Source organism: Rhodococcus tibetensis (assembly GCF_024438035.1).
Lineage (GTDB): Bacteria > Actinomycetota > Actinomycetes > Mycobacteriales > Mycobacteriaceae > Rhodococcus_F > Rhodococcus_F tibetensis.
In genome coordinates this window covers 181,375-198,685 of sequence record NZ_JANFQF010000009.1, presented here as the reverse complement: position 1 = coordinate 198,685, position 17,311 = coordinate 181,375, and the positions used below count along the sequence as shown (strand labels likewise).

Sequence of the window (17,311 nt, the reverse complement as noted above, 5' to 3'; positions counted from 1 at the left end):
GCATCCGCCCGCGGATTGCCATCGAAAGGACGCCACTGTGAGTGAGCTCGAAATTCCCGCCGATCGTCGGTACACAGCCGAACACGAGTGGGTCGAGCGGACCGGGGCCACGACGGTACGGATCGGCATCACCGATTTCGCACAGTCCCAGCTCGGTGACGTCGTGTTCGTCCAGCTGCCCGCAGTCGACGACGAGGTCACCGCGGGCGAATCGCTCGGTGAGGTGGAATCCACCAAGAGCGTGTCCGATATCTTCGCCCCGTTGACGGCGAAAGTCGTTGCCGCAAATGCTGATCTGGACGGCAACCCGGAACTCGTGAACTCGGCGCCTTACGCGCAGGGCTGGCTCGTCGATCTCGGGGTCGAGGACGAGGCGACGCTCGACGCCGCCCTCGCGGAGATGCTGGATGCGGCTGCCTATGCGGACATCACCGCAGGCTGATTTCGGCACGGACGCGGCGATCCGCCGATACCCGGAGTCCTCGACTGCCCGCCCGTCGGGCGTGACGGGTCGCTTCGGCCGCGTATTACCGGTTCGTAATGTGCTGGCGGCCTGTCTTACTACACGCACCGGCGCGCGCAGGGTACGGTCGAGATGAACGCATGTGCCGTGTCGGGGCGCAGGTCCGTAGTGTGAGTGTGGTCGTGGCTGTGCACGGAAGATAATGTGCACAAATATCGAATTATGTAGCACCGAGTGGCATTGCGTAGTCCAGCGAATCTTGCTGGATGATCGAACTAGGAGGAGAAACGGTGAGCGAGAACGGCAATGACGCGGTTTATGGGGAGTCCCCGGCGGAAACGACGTCGGTCTTCCGCGCGGACTTCCTCAACGAGCTCGACAACTCCTCGGCAACCCAGGCGCCTGAGGCTCCGGTGTCGGGTGTGGAGGGACTGCCCGCAGGTTCTGCTCTGCTCGTCGTCAAGCGCGGGCCCAACGCAGGTTCACGCTTCCTGCTCGACCAGCCGACGACCTCGGCGGGGCGGCATCCCGACAGTGACATCTTCCTCGACGACGTGACGGTCAGCCGCCGTCATGCGGAGTTCCGCCAGGAGGACGACGAATTCCAGGTCGTCGACGTGGGAAGTCTCAACGGCACGTATGTCAACCGGGAACCGGTCGACTCGGCAGTACTGGCCAACGGTGACGAGGTCCAGATCGGAAAGTTCCGACTGGTGTTCCTGACGGGTCCGCGTACCACCGCCGGTGGCTCACAGATCGGTGAGACGTCAGCTGGTGCGGGTAGCCAATGACCGCGGTGCGGCAGCAGCAGGCGCAATCGGGGATGTCGATCGGCTCTGTGCTGGATCGGCTGCGGCCCGATTTTCCTGATGTGACGATCTCGAAGATTCGATTCCTCGAAGCTGAGGGCCTCATCAGCCCCCAGCGGACTCCGTCGGGTTATCGGCGCTTCTCGATCGCCGACTGTGAACGTCTGCGCTACGTCCTCACCGCGCAGCGAGACCAGTATCTGCCGCTGAAGGTCATCAAAGAGCAGCTCGAGGCCATAGATAGTGGTGTCGCCACGGTCGGCGCCGGCGATTCGTCGCCGCGCCGGCCGCGCGCCCTCACCGTCGCGCCGGGCGAGGTCTCACCAGAAGAGTTTCTCACTGATCGGGAAGTCCGGATCAGCCGCGACGACCTGATCGCGCGGGCCGGCATCGACGAGAAGTTCCTTGTGGAACTCACCCGGGGTGGACTCGTCGTACCGGGGCCCGCCGGCTTCTTCGACGAGGACGCCGTGACGCTCGCACGTACTGCGCGGGCGATGTCCGAATTCGGCCTCGAGGTGCGGCATCTGCGGGCATTCAAACTCGCTGCCGATCGCGAGGCGGGTCTGGTCGCCCAAATCGCCGGGCCGGTGGCCAAGGGGCGTGACGCGGGTGCCCGCGACCGCGCCGAGGAAATGGTCCGGGAACTGGCAGCCCTGTCGCTGACCCTGCACACTTGTCTGGTGAAGTCCGCCGTGCGCGGTGCACTCGACCGGTGAGCTGATTTCCGAAGAACGTCCTGACTGGGAACTTCTGAGCGGCGCTGCGCTCGAACGACTGTACGGTCGACAGCGGACACGAATCGAATAGAATCCTGGTAGGCACGGTGTGCCGCGTACGGACCATTGCAGGGTGGAGGCAGACGCGATGAGCGAAATGCACGTGATCGGAGTTCGTGTCGAGCAGCCTCAGAATCAACCTGTTCTGCTGTTGCGTGAAACTGACGGAGACCGTTACCTCCCCATCTGGATCGGGCAAACCGAAGCGACTGCGATTGCACTCGAACAACAGGGTGTCGAGCCCGCGCGGCCTCTCACGCACGATCTGATCAAGACTTTGATCGAGGCCTTCGGCCGCACTCTCAAGGAAGTGCGCATAGTCGAACTTCGCGAGGGCACGTTCTACGCGGATCTGGTGTTCGATCAGAACACCCGCGTCTCCGCCCGGCCCTCCGACTCGATCGCCATCGCGTTGCGCATCGGAGTCCCTATCTTCGCCGAGGAGTCGGTTCTCACGGAGGCGGGACTCGTCATGCCGGACGAGCGTGAAGACGAGGTAGAGAAGTTCAAGGAGTTCCTCGAATCCGTCTCGCCGGACGACTTCAAGGCCACCGACGGCTGAGCCTCCCGCTCCCTCCAGTAACGGTTGAGGTTCTTCCGGCGCGTTGCGTTGACCCTGACCCGCCGGAGTCATAGCGTTCGGTGCAGTGATTTTCTGCCTAGCAGATTCGATCGGGCGTACGCTGAGTGGGTTCAGGGTATGGATTTGCTCGATGTCACTGGTGGCGACTACGCCGCCCGAGTGCTGTGGTGCATGCGCCGCGGCTACTGGCGACGCGTGTCACAGGCGCACTGATCGTCGGGTTCAGTGCAACATGCGAGAGGGAGTAGTCAGTGGGAGATCGGCCGCAGGAGAATCCGCTGAATCTTGCGCCCGGCGACAATGTTGCCGAGCCCGAGTTCAGCTCCGAAGAGATCCAGCCGGGCCTCTTCCCAGACGATTCCGTCCCTGACGACCTCGTCGGATACCGCGTTCCCAGCGCCTGCCAGATCGCAGGAATCACCTACCGGCAACTCGACTACTGGGCTCGGACGTCTCTGGTGGTGCCGTCCATTCGTGGCGCGGCCGGCTCGGGGAGCCAGCGCCTGTATTCGTTCAAGGACATCCTCGTTCTCAAGATCGTCAAGCGCCTGCTCGACACCGGAATATCGTTGCAGAACATCCGCGTGGCCGTCGACCACCTCCGTAAGCGCGGAGTGCGAGACTTGGCCAAGATCACACTCTTCTCCGACGGCACCACTGTCTACGAGTGCACGTCCGCCGAAGAGGTCGTCGATTTACTGCAGGGCGGCCAGGGTGTTTTCGGTATCGCGGTCAGCGGTGCCATGCGTGAGCTCACCGGCACCATCGCGGATTTCCCGGCCGAGCGTGCCGACGGCGGCGCGCTCGAGCAGAGTCCCGAAGACGAACTGGCGTCGCGGCGGAAGAACCGCGCAAGCCGCAAGACCGGCTAGATCTCTTACCGGCATCGTTACCAGGCGCTTCGGCGTGCCCTGTGGGTGTGCATGGCATGGGCGTGCGTGACATAGACTGAACGTGCGTCGACGCCGTGCGGGAGAGTTCCGGGCACTGCATGCACAGAAGATCGTGTGTGGAGGAGTCCGGGCGCCGAAGGAGCAGCACCTCCCCGTCAATCTCTCAGGCAGACAGGACCGTGCGGGCTCCGACGTCTCTGGAAAGCGGTGGGAGCACCCACCCGCCCACGGGGAAAGGACCCGTCCGCACCGGACGCCGGTACCGAATCTCTCAGGCGCTCGAATGCGAGCAGGCGACAGAGGGGGAGGAACGCACCGCTGCGCGGGGCGCGTCCTGGTCCTCCGAACTGCTTGGGAGTTGTCGTGATCGACGCTGGAAGCCGTACATTCGCCGACCGTCATGTGGGCCCGAACGCGGCGGAACTCGCGCACATCCTCGACGTGGTGGGTGCCGAATCCCTCGACGACCTGGCATCGAAGGCGGTGCCGGCCGTCATTCTCGACGATGTCGCGGATGGTGTCGCCGAAGGTCTCGACGCTTTGCCTGCCCCGGTGTCCGAGCAAGAGGCTCTTGCCGAGCTCGCTGAGCTCGCCGCCCAGAACACGGTGGCGACCACCATGATCGGACTCGGGTACTACGACACCCTCACACCCCCGGTTCTGCTCCGGAACATCATTGAGAATCCCGCCTGGTACACCGCCTACACGCCGTACCAGCCGGAAATCAGTCAGGGTCGTCTCGAAGCTCTCCTGAATTTCCAGACGATGGTGGCCGATCTCACCGGTATGGAAGTCGCGAACTCGTCGATGCTCGACGAGGCGACCGCAGCCGCCGAGGCGATGACTCTCCTCCGGCGCGCGAGCAAGTCGAAGTCGCCGCGGTTCGTGGTGGATGCCGACCTGTACCCGCAGACCCTGGCCGTGGTCGAGACCCGGGCCGAGCCGCTCGGCATCGACATCGTCGTGGCTGATCTGTCCTCCGGGCTGCCCGAAGGTGACTTCTTCGGCGTCCTCGCTCAACTTCCGGGCGCGTCCGGCCGGATCGTCGACTACACCGAGGTCATCGCCGAGGCCCACGAGCGCGGCGCCCTCGTCGCGGTCGGCGCCGACCTCCTGGCCCTCACCTTGATCACACCGCCCGGGGAAATCGGTGCGGACGCCTGCTTCGGCACGACTCAGCGGTTCGGTGTTCCCATGGGCTTCGGCGGTCCGCACGCCGGTTACCTTGCCGTGCACACCAAGCACGCCCGTCAGCTACCCGGCCGCCTCGTCGGTGTGTCTGTCGACGCCGATGGTGACAAGGCGTACCGACTGGCGCTGCAAACCCGGGAGCAGCACATCCGCCGTGAGAAGGCGACCTCGAACATCTGCACCGCCCAGGTGCTGCTGGCCGTTCTCGCGGCCATGTATGCGAGCTACCACGGCGCCGAAGGCTTGAAGGCGATCGCGGAGCGCGTCGCGAATACGGCGCACTCGCTCGCCGGCGCCCTGCGCAAGGCCGGCGTGACCGTGATGCACGAGCACTTCTTCGACACGGTCCTCGTCCGGGTCGAGGGGCAGGCGGCGGCCGTCGTGGCGAAGGCCAAGGAGTCGGGAATCAACCTCCGCCTGGTCGACGCCGATCACGTCGGCATCGCCTGTGACGAGGCGACCACCCCAGCACACATCGACAGCGTGCTTGCCGCATTCGGCGGCGCCGGTGCCGTCGACATCGGGCCGGGCACCGCGGTTCCCAGCCGTCAGGCGCGTAGCTCCGACTACCTCCAGCACGAGGTCTTCACCCGGTATCGCACCGAGACCGGCATGCTGCGCTATCTGCGGGCCCTGTCGGACAAGGACATTGCGCTCGATCGCAGCATGATCCCGTTGGGGTCGTGCACTATGAAGCTCAACGCGACCGCCGAAATGGAAGCGATCACGTGGCCCGCGTTCGCTCGACTGCACCCGTTCGCACCCACCGCGGACGCGCCCGGAATTCTCCGCGTCATCGAGGACCTCGCGAACTGGCTCGTGGCGGTGACCGGTTACGACGCGGTCAGCCTGCAGCCGAACGCGGGCAGCCAAGGCGAGTACGCGGGACTGCTGGCGATCCGCCACTATCACCTCAGCCGCGGCGACGACCACCGCGACACCTGCCTGATTCCCTCGAGCGCCCACGGCACCAACGCGGCGTCCGCGGTCATGGCGGGTATGCGCGTGGAAGTGGTGGCCTGCCGCCCCAATGGCGATGTGGACGTCGACGATCTGCGGGCGAAGATTGCAGATCATGCCGAGCGCCTCGCCGCGATCATGATCACCTACCCCTCCACCCACGGCGTGTACGAGCACGAGATCGCCGACATCTGCGCTGCCGTCCACGACGCCGGCGGTCAGGTCTACGTGGACGGCGCCAACCTCAACGCCCTCGTCGGGCTGGCCCGACCCGGTCGATTCGGCGGCGACGTCAGTCACCTGAATCTGCACAAGACGTTCTGCATCCCGCACGGCGGCGGCGGCCCCGGTGTCGGACCCATCGGGGTGCGCTCCCACCTGACGCCGTTCCTCCCCGGGCACCCGCTGGCTCCCGAACTCGGCACTGCCGGACCGATCTCCGCGGCTCCCTACGGAAGCGCCTCCATTCTCCCCATCACCTGGGCCTACATCCGGATGATGGGCGCGGTCGGATTACGGCGGGCAAGCCTGACGGCGATCGCCTCGGCCAACTACATCGCACGCCGCCTCGACGAGTACTTCCCCGTCCTCTACACGGGCGAGGGTGGAATGGTGGCGCACGAGTGCATTCTCGACCTGCGTCCGATCACCAAGGACACCGGTGTCACCGTGGACGACGTGGCAAAGCGACTCGCGGACTACGGTTTCCATGCACCGACCATGAGCTTCCCGGTGGCGGGCACGCTGATGGTGGAGCCCACCGAGAGTGAGAACCTCGAGGAGATCGACGCCTTCTGTGAGGCGATGATCGCGATCCGCGCCGAAATCGACCGCGTGGGAGCGGGGGAGTGGCCGGTGGATGACAACCCGCTGCGCGGTGCCCCGCACACCGCCGGTTGCCTGGTTGCCGAGTGGAACCACCCCTACACCCGGGAGGCAGCGGTGTTTCCCCTCGGCAAAGGCAGGCCGAAGGTGTGGCCTGCCGTTCGTCGCATCGACGGTGCGCACGGCGACCGCAACCTCGTGTGCTCCTGCCCACCGATCTCGGCGTTCGAAGGAGCCTGACAGCCGGCCCGCCCTGCTCACCCGGGGCGGGCCGGACCGGGTCAGTCCTCGCGAATCAGTTCGAGGATCGTGATCTCCGGCGGTGCGCCCACCCGCACAGGCGGACCCCAGGCTCCGACTCCGCGCGTGGTGTAGAGGACGGTGTTCCCGATCCGGTCCAGACCCGTCACCGACGGCTGCTGCAGCGGCACGAGATAGCGCAGCGGCCACATCTGCCCGCCGTGCGTGTGCCCCGACAGTTGCAGGTCCACCCCCAGATCCGAGGCCTCCAGCGCCTGCCGGGGTTCGTGGGCGAGCAGCATCACGAACGTCGACTGATCACGTCCCGCGAGCGCGGCAGACAAGTCGGGTTCGTAGGGCGGCGGCGACGAGTAGTCGTGAATGCCTGCGATATCGATCGTGGCTCCGCCGCGGCGGAGAGCCACACGTTGGTTCCGGAGAGTGGCGATACCCAGACGGTCCCACACGTCGAGCCACCGGCCGCCGTCGTCGGCGTAGAACTCGTGATTACCGCTGACACCGAATATCCCCATCGGCGCCCGAAGATCCGCGAGGGGTTCGAGGTCGGGCGAGACCCTCGACACCGTGCCGTCCACCAGATCGCCCGCAATCGCCACCAGGTCGGGTTGCTCCGCGTTGATCACATTCACGATCTCCCGAGTGAAGCTCACACCGCGGGCCGGGCCGACATGGAGATCGGACAGGAGAGCTACGCGGACACCAGTGAACTCGGGCGGAAGGCGTCGCAGGGGAACACGAACACGCACCACCTTCGGGCGGGCGGCCTCGGCCACCCCGTATCCGGCAGCCGCGATGGCCCCGACCACGACAACCGACGTCGCAACGCGCAGGGTGCGGCGCCGGGAGAGATCGACCTGCTCGGTGCTCTCAGCCCTGCGCAACCGCGCGACCACGCGAGCGGCCAGCGACCCGACTGCCACCAAGAGCAGGCCCAGGACCAGATACAGCATTGCTCCGAGCCATACCCATCCCGCGAAACCAGGAGGACGGGCCCAGCCGGTGTCGAAAACCTCACCGCTGCCGACGCCGATGACCGCAAGTACCCACAGGGCGACAAGGAGGGCATCGACCACGACGGACCACGGTCGGGACAGGCCGGTTGCCCGCACGAGCCGCCGGTGAAGCCACCAGGTGAGGAGGGCGAGGACGACGGCGAAGACAACGATCCTCGTCATCGGGCGACCGCCCCGGAAACGGACTGCTGCGTCAGCGGCGTGAGTCGGGGAGGGAGTCGAATCTCCGAATGCATGGGAGCGCTTTCTGTTCCGGCGGCGTCGCAGGTGTCGCCGACGCCAGCGAGGTCTTCGCAAGGTGGATTCCGGTGAGGTCGGGGCGTCGCTTCCCCGCCCCCGGTCTGGGAACTGTCAAGACAACAACTTGCTGATGGCGGTGGCCAACGCGGGACCGTCCGAGGACGCGACCTTCTCCAGCGACCCACCGGTGCGATCGGCGACGGCCTGAAGGGTGTTGAGATCCGGGTTCTCTCCGATGGTCACGACGTCGATACGAACAGGTTTCGACGGATCACCGGCGGCGGCGAGAGACGCCAGCAGATCGGCACGAGTGAGCGAGCCGTCGTCGTTGGCGCCGTCGGTCAGAAGCAGCACCGAGTTGGTGCGTCCCGCAGTGAACCCTGCGACCGCGCTCTCGTACGCCGCCTCGAGTGACGCGTAGGTGGCTGTGCCGGCGGCAGGTGCGGCCTTCGCCAGCCTTGCGTCGAGGGCTTGCCTGCGGGTTCCCTCGGTGAATCCACCCGCTGAGAGCGGGCCGGTGGCAACGACGGTCGTGTAGGGACGGGTTCCGTCGAGATTGGTGCTGTACTCCCACAATCCCAGGCTCGACGCGTCGGGCGAGCGGCCGATCTGGGCCGCGAGAGCCGTCGTCGTATTCGCCAGGCGGGAGGCGACTCCCTCGACGGCACCCATCGACCTCGATACGTCGAGCAGGATTGTCGACGTCCGTTCGGTCACGGGATTGCGGACGACGCGCATCATCTCTGCGGCGGCACCGGAATCGGCGGGTACCAGCCTGGCTTCGAAGCCGGGAAACGTCAATGCGGTGTCATCCGGGCGGCCCAGCCCTTCGATCCGGAAGCCCGCATCAGCCAGCACCTGACCCTGCTCGGGTTCGCGGACGAACTCCGTGAACTGGGCGGCCGCCCGGCTCTGTGTCTCGTCGACTGCGGGCCCCGACAGGATGGCCGCCGGATGATCCGCAACCGGTGTGGCACCATTCGGCATGAATGCGGTGACATCGGAGCCCGGCGCGTCGCGCAGCGCCAGGTATAGCTGCTGTTCGGTGACCGGCACCGCGTGGATGCCTTCCGTGGACGGGTCGTCCGCATCGGTGAGGAGGGTGAGGGCCTCCCGCGTCGTCTCCGGCTTTGCGCCGGGTAAGGCCTCATATCCGAGTGCCAGTCCGGTGAGCGCGGAGGTGACCTGGGGTGAGTGGGCCTGCTCGGCGGTGACCGGACCGGCAGAGTCGCCCGCAACGGAGGCGGCGACGGCCTCGATCGCCAGTTCCGTAACCGCCGAACCGGACCCGACCGGTAGCGCCAAACCAAGACTTCCCCAATTGGGCAGCCCGAGCGCCGCCAGTGACCCCCGCCCGCTCTGCAGCGACGGCAGATCCTTCCAGTCGACGGCAGCGGTGTTCAGAGCGCTCTCGAACTCGGACCTGACGGCGAGGACCACCGGACTGGCGGCAAGGGGACGGGCCTCCCCGCTGACGGCGCCGGCCGGCGCCTGGCGGATCGACTGCGAGCTGGACGGAATCCACAATGCAGGACGCGGGCCGAGAAGGTTGTCGTCCCACCCGACTTCCGGGCCCGCGATCAGGGCGTCGCGCACCGCGTCGGAGGCTACCGGCGTGACAGTGACGGAGATGCAGTGATCGCGGATGACGGGGGAGGTGGCCGTGAAGCGGTCCGCGAGAGTGCGGATGTCGGAGGCGATGTCGGGGTCCGCGGCGATTGAGAGCACGCTGTCACCCTCGACGCACGCGCCTGCCGCGGCGGCACCCTGATCGTCGATCCGATCAGCCAGCTGGAACCAGCCGAACACTCCCAGCACGATCACCACGACGAGACCGAGCACGATCAGAGGTCCCTTACTGATACCCCTGGCACCCTTTCCGCCGCGATGATTCCCCACGTGTTACCTGCTCCTGTTCGACGAGTCGATGGAAGTCGACTCTCGCAGTGTAGTGATGCGCGGAACGGAACCCTGAAAAGCGACCCTCGTCACCGGGAGCATGACGAGGGCCGCTCACCATAACGCGTTACTCAGGCGTTGGCGGCCTTGTACTCGCGACGACGGCGGTGCAGGATCGGCTCCGTGTAACCGCTGGGCTGCTTGCCGCCTTCGAGGATCAGTTCCTTCGCCGCCTGGAATGCAATGCTGGCGTCGAAATTCGGTGCCATCGGGCGATAGGTGACGTCGGCCTCGTTCTGGCGGTCGACGACCGGTGCCATCCGCTCGAGGCTGGCGACGACGTCGGCCTCGGAGACGATGTCGTGCCGCAGCCAGTTCGCGAGGAGCTGGCTGGAAATCCGCAGCGTGGCACGGTCTTCCATCAGTGCGACGTCGTGAATGTCGGGCACCTTCGAGCAGCCGACGCCGGCGGTGACCCAGCGGACGACGTAACCGAGGATGGACTGGCAGTTGTTGTCCAGCTCCTCCTTCTTCTCGGCGTCGGACCAGTCGGTGCTCGGGGCCAGGGGAATGGTCAGGATGTCGTCGAGGGTCGCGCGAGGCTCGCCCTTCAACTCGTCCTGAACCGCGAAGACGTCGACCTGGTGGTAGTGGGTGGCGTGCAAGGTGGCGCCGGTGGGGGACGGAACCCATGCGGTGTTCGCGCCGGCCTGCGGGTGACCGATCTTCTGCTCGAGCATCTCGGCCATCAACTCGGTCATCGCCCACATGCCCTTACCGATCTGGGCCTTGCCCTGCAGGCCGGTGGCCAGGCCGGTGTCGACGTTCCAGTCCTCGTAGGCGGCGATCCACTTCTGCTTCTTCATCTCGGCCTTGCGCACCATCGGCCCGGCCTCCATCGAGGTGTGGATTTCGTCGCCGGTGCGGTCGAGGAAGCCGGTGTTGATGAACACCACCCGCTCGGACGCCTCCTTGATGCAGGCAGCGAGGTTGACCGTGGTGCGGCGCTCCTCGTCCATGATCCCGACCTTGAGGGTGTTGGCGGGCAGACCGAGAATCTCTTCGACGCGGCTGAAGAGTTCGGTGGTGAACGCGACTTCCTCGGGACCGTGCTGCTTCGGCTTGACGATGTAGATCGACCCGGTACGGCTGTTGTCGAGGGGGCCGTTGGCCTCGCTGATGGACAAGCCGTGCACGGCGCAGAGACTGGTCACGAGGGCGTCGAGGATGCCCTCGGGCACTTCGTTGCCGTCCGAGTCGAGGACTGCCGGGTTGGTCATCAGGTGACCGACGTTGCGGACGAACAGCAGCGACCGTCCGTGCAGTGAGAGTTCACTGCCGTCGGGTGCAGTGTACGTGCGGTCGGCGTTCAGCTTACGCGTGAAGGACTTGCCGCCCTTCGCGATCTCCTCGACCAGGTCGCCGCGGTTGAGGCCGAGCCAGTTCCGGTAGCCGATCACCTTGTCGTCCGCGTCGACGGCGGCAACCGAGTCCTCGAAGTCCATGATCGTAGTGACCGCGGACTCGAGGACGACGTCCTTGACGCCGGCAGCGTCGGTCTTGCCGATCGGGGACTCGGCGTCGATCTGGATTTCGGCGTGCAATCCGTTGTTGCGCAGCAGAACGCTCGTGGGGGCATCCTTCTCGCCGAGGTAGCCGACGAACTTCTCCGGCTGTGCGAGCGTTGTGAGGTCACCGCCGTCGAGTTCGACCTTCAGCTCTGCCCCGTCGACGAAGTACCGGGTGGCGTCGGAGTGCGACCCGGAAGTGAGAGGCGCCGCGGTATCGAGGAACTGGCGAGCCCAGGCGATCACCTTGTCGCCGCGGACCTTGTTGTATCCGCTGCCCTTCTCGGCGCCGCCTTCCTCGGAGATGGCGTTGGTGCCGTAGAGCGCGTCGTACAGCGATCCCCACCGCGCATTCGAGGCGTTGAGAGCGAACCTCGCGTTCAGAACGGGCACGACCAACTGCGGGCCGGCCGTCGACGTGATCTCGGTGTCGACGTTCGCGGTGGACACCTCGAACGGTTCCGGAGCGGGAACAAGGTAGCCGATCTCCTCGAGGAATGCCTTGTACTCCGCTGGGTCGATCTGCTTGCCCGCACGGTCGCGGTGCCACCCGTCGATGCGGGACTGCAGTTCGTCACGCTTCGCGAGGAGGTTCCGGTTCTTCGGCGCGAGGTCGTGAACAACCTTGTCGGCGCCCGCCCAGAAGGCGTCGACATCGACTCCGGTGCCGGGAAGAGCTTCATTCCCGACGAAGTCGTAGAGAACCTTGGCGACCTGAAGACCGCCGACCTGAACACGCTCAGTCATGAATAGCCTCACTCTTCCGCTATCGGAGCACCGGACGGGTGCCATGAATCGCGACCAATGTTACCTGGGAGTAAAGGCGTGCGGCCGAGGACATCCGCCTCTCGGATGCGCTCAGCCCTTCCCGCCGGTGGTGGGCGCGAAGACCGGGCTCTCCGACAGTGCGGACACCGTGATGTCGGAGCCGACACGCTGCAAGTCGCCAGCCGCCTCGGCCGCGCTGAGGCGGCGCCATGCGACCACCAGTAGTCCTGCCCACAGCGCGACGAGTGCGATATAGCCGACCGCGGACACCGCCCCGCTCACGTCGAATGTCGCGAAGAGCTTCTGCGCGTTGGTGATGACGATGATTCCGCCGACACCCGTCCCGAGCAGAGTCGCGGGGACTCGGCTCACCAGCCAGGCTGCCAGGGGGGCGGCGAGGACCCCGCCGAGAGCCAGCCCCGCGATGATCAGCAGGTTGTCGAAAAAAGCGCTACCGAGACCGAAGATGAAGCCGAGACTGGCAGCAGCGGAGACCAGGAACTCCGAGGCGCTGACAGACCCGATGACGGTCCGCGGTGCGGTCCTGCCGCGCGAGAGCAGAGTGCTCGACGTGATCGGACCCCAACCACCTCCACCGCTGGCGTCGATGAACCCACCGAACAGACCCAGCGGCGAGAGGAAAGCGGCCGTGTGGGGTGATGTTCGGGCGCCGTCCACCGTGGGAGGGCGAATCGAGAATCGGAGCAGCACATAGATTCCGATGGCCAGCAGAATGGTGGCCGTCACCGGGACCGCCGCCGCGGTCGACAGGTGAGACAGCAGGACAGCGCCGAAGAAGGACCCGATCGCGCCGGGCACGCCGAGCCGCAGGACGAGCGCCCAGTCGATGTTGCGGAATCGCCAATGCGCCGCCCCCGACGCGAGGGTGGTCCCGACCTCCGCGAAGTGCACAGCAGCGCTCGCGTGCGCCGGTCCGACGCCGCTGAAGACGAGCAGGGTCGTGGCCGTCACACCGAATGCCATCCCGAGCGCTCCGTCAACCAACTGGGCACCCACGCCGACCAGCGTGAAAATCAAGAGCTTGAACATCGGGACTCCGAGCGAGGGAAATGCGAACGTCAGGACAGTGAAAGACCGGCCCGAGGGCCGGTCAGCAACATCCCTGGTCGAAAGCATGACCCCGGCGCGACGGCCAGAACGGCATGAGAGCGAGCGCGACCGCGGGGCCTGACATCGCACTCGAGCCGTTCATGGACACTCCGTATGCCGTAGACGAGGGCGCGGTCGACCCGCGCACGTCGTTCGACATTAGCGGGACGGGTCGAGGCCTGTCATGTCGACCCGCCCAACCGGTCACAGTTTGCGTGCCGAGATTTCCAGGCCCGCGTCGCGGAGACGGGTGACCAGGACATCGCCGAGCGCCGTCGCCGGCGTCAGCACACCGGCCGCGTCGGGGAGCGCATCGCCGCCGAGAACCAGGCTCAGCGCAGATTCACCGAGCATGACCGCGGTGGCACGATAGCCGGGATCGCCTTGAGCCTTCACCCGAGCGGTGTACCGCGTACCTGTTGTGGTGGTCGTGTAGATATCGATCGTGAAGTGGCCTTTGCGTTGCGCATCCTCGCTCGGACCTTCGCCGGGTGCGGGAAGCACCCGATCGAGGAGGTAGCGCGTGGGCGGAACGCTGAGGCCGAGCACCAGACCGCCCAGACCGGCTGCCACGGCACCCGCGATCACGGGTGAGACCGGCGACTTGCCGACGCTCATAACCTCCCGATACTTGAATTCACGGCCGTACGCCCACTTCCTGAGCGCGTTGCTGCGCCGAACCACTCGGGTGTTGTACGACGCCATGACGAACGGGGCTTTCCACCCTTCGAGTTCGGGGGCGATGTCCTTACCGTTCACCACGCTGACATCGGATTGCTTTCCGAGGTCGGGTTCCTGAGACCGGTCCGGGCTCAGTGAGTAGGGCGACGCCGCGAGCCTGCGCAGCGCCGAATCTTTCTTCGACACATCGACCTGGGTGCGGAGGGAATCGATGGTCCCTCCGCTCACGCCGCCTCTGAGTGAGGTGACGACCAAGGTGGTGTCGGTGAGTTCACCGGCCCCGTCCGCCTGAACGGCCTCGTGGAGCACGTGAACTCCGATGTCCGACGGAATGGAGTCGAAACCGCAGGAGTGCACGATTCGTGCGCCGGTTTCCCGGGCTTTGTCATGGTTGGCGTCGATGCTGTCGCGAGCGAACAGGACCTCGCCTGTGAGGTCGGCGTAGTCGGTGCCGGCCTCGGCGCAGGCGGCGACGAGGCCGTGTCCGTACTTGGCGTAGGGACCCACTGTGGTGGCGACAACTCTGGTGCGGGCGGCCAGGTCGGCGAGCGACTGCGGATCGTCCGAGTTCGCGACGATGACCGGCCACTGCGCCGCGCGGGGGCCGAGCGACGATCGCACCGATTCGAGCTTGGCCTGCGAGCGTCCGGCGAGGCCGATTCGTACGTCTTCGGGGGCCGTGCGGGCGAGATAGTCGGCGAGAAGCTTGCCGACGAAGCCGGTAGCCCCGTAGACGACCAGGTCCAGTTCACGTGCGCTGTCTGTCATGGCTCCGACACTACAAGCCGGGGCGGTCGTTCCGTGGCTACGAACCGGCGTGACCGGAAGGGTTGTGCGCGAGTGCCGTGCGGGCCCGGACACGGAGAACTCCGTACCCAGCCCAGGACAGGACGACACCGAGGGCCACCGACGTCTGGATCGCTCCGGCGGCGGACTCCGGGTAGAGAACTCCGGTGAGGTAGTGGTCGATGAAGCCGGAGGACGGCAGCGGATCCTGTCCGGCCTGGACCCGGGCCCAGCTCTCGAGGTGAGTGAGCGGGCAGTCGATGCCCACGAGAAGTCCGGTGAAACCCCAGGCGACTGCAGCGAGGTGGAGGCTGATCGTGCGCGGCAGACGCCAGGCGAGGAAGCCCCCCGCGGTGACATAGACGATGAAGGCCAAATGCACGACGACCGTCGCGTCGGCAATCACCCTGTAGAAAGCCGCACTCCCCATCGGTGTACTCCTGCTCCCTGGACCATCCGCCCTGTCATCCTAGGCGCGGCAAAGGCCGACCGTCGGAAGTGCGGTCAGGCGGATCCGTGCAGTTCTTCCTTGACGACGAGAACTGGAATGTCGACCTCGAGCAGGAGACGTTGCAGCCATCGTTCGAGGAGGAACTTCCCGATCGGGGACATCCGACGGGTACCCACGACGAGGAGGTCGGCACCACTGCGGTCCACCAAGGTATGGAGGGCGCTGGCGTGGTCGCCATCGCCCGCCTGGGTGCGCAACTCCCACGAGGCCTCGCCGACGCCGTTGCCCTCGAGCGTGGCCTGAACTTCGGCGCACAGAGCGGAGCGGTCCGACTCGGCGTCCTGCTCCGGGACCTCGTCCACAACGGAGAGAACCACGAGCTGTTCGTGTCGTTGCACGGCCTCACGGGCGGCGTGGACGATTGCTGCCCGGCCCTCGGGGCTGTCTCGGTGGACAACGGCGATCGCCATGTGTGGTGCCTCCAGTTCAGGATTCGTTACCACCCCATTATCCCCGTGTACCAGTGTGCTTCGGCTGTGTCGATGCTCTCTGGGCGCGCCGGGAGGAGTGCTCGGTCACCAGGGGGAGGGTTCGTAATCCTTCAGGAAGCAGCCGTGCAGGTCGACGCCCTGCTCGCCCTGCACGATCGGGTCGTAGACCCGTGCCGCCCCGTCGACGAGGTCGAGGGGCGCGTGGAAGCCTTCGTCGGCCAGCCGCATCTTTGTGTAGTGCGGTCGCTCGTCGGTGATCCAGCCGGTGTCGACTGCGGTCATCAGGATGCCGTCGTCGAGCATTTCCTTGGAGCTGGTCCGCGTCAGCATGTTCAGCGCGGCCTTCGCCATATTGGTGTGCGGATGCCCCGGTCCCTTGTAGGCCCGGCTGAACTGACCTTCCATTGCCGAGACGTTCACCACGTACTTGCGGCGGGCGGCGGCCGCCGCCATCGCCGGACGCAGCCGGGATACCAGGATGAACGGCGCGACCGAGTTGCACAGTTGCACTTCGAGCAGCTCGATCGGGTCGACCTCCTCGACCGTCTGGACCCAACTGTTGGTGTGCGCGAGATCGGGCAGGAGACCGCCGGCGTCGATCGCGAGGCCCTGCGCGATGCGATCCGGAGAGGCCGACTTGGCCACGAGTGCGAGTGAGCTGACCGACTCGGGCGCCATGGTTGCGCTTGCCATCGCTGACACGTCGGACAAAGAGCCGGCCAGGGCGGCCGGGTGCGCGTCGCTGGTCTTTCCGAACGTCAGGACATCGGGAAGAACGCCTGCGGGCAGTGCCCCGGATTCCGCGTCCGCCAGAGCGCTGTAGGCGCCGGGGGAGCGTCGCACAGTCTGGGCGGCATTGTTGATGAGGATGTCGAGCGGGCCCTGCGCCGCAACGGAATCGGCGAGCGCGACCACCTGCGCAGGGTCGCGCAGGTCGATACCCACGACGCGCAGACGGTGGATCCAGTCGGCACTGTCCTCCATCGCCTTGAATCGGCGGATCGCATCGTTCGGGAATCGCGTGGTGATCGTGGTGTGTGCACCGTCGCGGAGCAAACGCAACGCGATGTACATCCCGATCTTGGCGCGACCACCGGTGAGGAGGGCCCGGCGACCGGAGAGGTCGGTGCGTGCGTCCCGCTTGGCCCGGCTCTTCCCGGCGCAGTCTGGGCACAGTTGGTGATAGAACGCGTCGACCCGCGTGTACCGCTGCTTGCAGATGTAGCACGGGCGAGGGCGGATCAGTGTTCCCGCGGTGGCGCCGTCCGCGTTCGACGTGAGGGGAATACCGGCGGTCTCGTCGTCGATCCGATCGGGCGACCCGGTCGCCGTGGCAGCGACCACCAGACGGTCCGCCTCGGCGACGGCATCACGGGCAGCGAGGCGTCGCCGCTTCTTCAGCTTCTTGAAGAGATGGCCTACGGCGCGCTGGACGGTGACCGAATCAGGGTCGGATTCGTCCAGTCCCGCCGCCTGATCGAGAACCCGCAAACAGATCTCCAGATCTGCCGGATCGATTCCCGTCGCTGTTTCACCCATC

General features: G+C 66.2%; 14 protein-coding genes and 1 riboswitch. Of the genes, 6 read left to right on the top strand and 8 right to left on the bottom strand.

Going from position 1 to position 17,311, the window contains the following annotated elements; translation table 11 throughout:
- The first annotated feature begins 37 nt into the window (after positions 1-37).
- The 6 genes from gcvH (at position 38) to gcvP (ending at position 6,743) form a co-directional block, all read left to right on the top strand.
- Positions 38-442 carry a glycine cleavage system protein GcvH gene (gene gcvH / locus NOF53_RS13265; RefSeq protein WP_255968938.1) on the top strand — a complete coding sequence of 135 codons (405 nt, stop codon included), beginning with the start codon at positions 38-40 and terminating at the stop codon, positions 440-442.
- A 311-nt stretch (positions 443-753) separates the two neighbouring features.
- A complete protein-coding gene (garA, locus tag NOF53_RS13260) occupies positions 754-1,254 on the top strand; it encodes a glycogen accumulation regulator GarA (RefSeq protein ID WP_255968937.1) in 501 nt (166 codons plus the stop codon).
- Complete coding sequence (gene ftsR, locus NOF53_RS13255) at positions 1,251-1,991, top strand: transcriptional regulator FtsR (protein ID WP_255968935.1); 741 nt, start codon at positions 1,251-1,253, stop codon at positions 1,989-1,991. Before garA ends, ftsR begins: the two co-directional genes overlap by 4 nt.
- Positions 1,992-2,139: 148 nt before the next feature.
- Complete coding sequence (locus NOF53_RS13250; RefSeq protein WP_255968933.1) at positions 2,140-2,613, top strand: bifunctional nuclease family protein; 474 nt, start codon at positions 2,140-2,142, stop codon at positions 2,611-2,613.
- Positions 2,614-2,885: 272 nt separating this feature from the next.
- Positions 2,886-3,506 carry a MerR family transcriptional regulator gene (locus NOF53_RS13245; protein ID WP_374212608.1) on the top strand — a complete coding sequence of 207 codons (621 nt, stop codon included), beginning with the start codon at positions 2,886-2,888 and terminating at the stop codon, positions 3,504-3,506.
- Between the two features lie 88 nt (positions 3,507-3,594).
- A riboswitch (glycine riboswitch) is annotated at positions 3,595-3,717 on the top strand.
- Positions 3,718-3,890: 173 nt separating this feature from the next.
- Positions 3,891-6,743 carry an aminomethyl-transferring glycine dehydrogenase gene (gcvP, locus tag NOF53_RS13240; protein WP_255968931.1) on the top strand — a complete coding sequence of 951 codons (2,853 nt, stop codon included), beginning with the start codon at positions 3,891-3,893 and terminating at the stop codon, positions 6,741-6,743.
- 41 nt (positions 6,744-6,784) lie between these two features.
- Here the strand turns inward: gcvP and NOF53_RS13235 are convergent, their stop codons facing one another.
- The 8 genes from NOF53_RS13235 to NOF53_RS13200 form a co-directional block, all read right to left on the bottom strand.
- On the bottom strand, positions 6,785-7,939 hold the full coding sequence (locus tag NOF53_RS13235; protein ID WP_255968929.1) for a metallophosphoesterase: 1,155 nt from the start codon (positions 7,937-7,939) through the stop codon (positions 6,785-6,787).
- Between the two features lie 189 nt (positions 7,940-8,128).
- Positions 8,129-9,916 (bottom strand): substrate-binding domain-containing protein, encoded by a 1,788-nt coding sequence (locus NOF53_RS13230; RefSeq protein WP_255968927.1) that lies wholly within the window; start codon positions 9,914-9,916, stop codon positions 8,129-8,131.
- Positions 9,917-10,047: 131 nt separating this feature from the next.
- Positions 10,048-12,231 carry a malate synthase G gene (locus NOF53_RS13225; RefSeq protein ID WP_255968925.1) on the bottom strand — a complete coding sequence of 728 codons (2,184 nt, stop codon included), beginning with the start codon at positions 12,229-12,231 and terminating at the stop codon, positions 10,048-10,050.
- A 111-nt stretch (positions 12,232-12,342) separates the two neighbouring features.
- Positions 12,343-13,302 carry a sulfite exporter TauE/SafE family protein gene (locus NOF53_RS13220; protein ID WP_255968924.1) on the bottom strand — a complete coding sequence of 320 codons (960 nt, stop codon included), beginning with the start codon at positions 13,300-13,302 and terminating at the stop codon, positions 12,343-12,345.
- Between the two features lie 264 nt (positions 13,303-13,566).
- Entirely contained in the window at positions 13,567-14,811 is a 1,245-nt protein-coding gene (locus tag NOF53_RS13215) for a saccharopine dehydrogenase family protein (protein WP_255968922.1), read from the bottom strand.
- A gap of 37 nt (positions 14,812-14,848) precedes the next feature.
- A complete protein-coding gene (locus NOF53_RS13210) occupies positions 14,849-15,259 on the bottom strand; it encodes a DUF2784 domain-containing protein (protein ID WP_255968920.1) in 411 nt (136 codons plus the stop codon).
- 74 nt (positions 15,260-15,333) lie between these two features.
- Positions 15,334-15,750 (bottom strand): universal stress protein, encoded by a 417-nt coding sequence (locus NOF53_RS13205; RefSeq protein WP_255968918.1) that lies wholly within the window; start codon positions 15,748-15,750, stop codon positions 15,334-15,336.
- A gap of 105 nt (positions 15,751-15,855) precedes the next feature.
- Positions 15,856-17,310 (bottom strand): SDR family NAD(P)-dependent oxidoreductase, encoded by a 1,455-nt coding sequence (locus NOF53_RS13200; protein ID WP_255968917.1) that lies wholly within the window; start codon positions 17,308-17,310, stop codon positions 15,856-15,858.
- Position 17,311 lies beyond the last annotated feature (1 nt).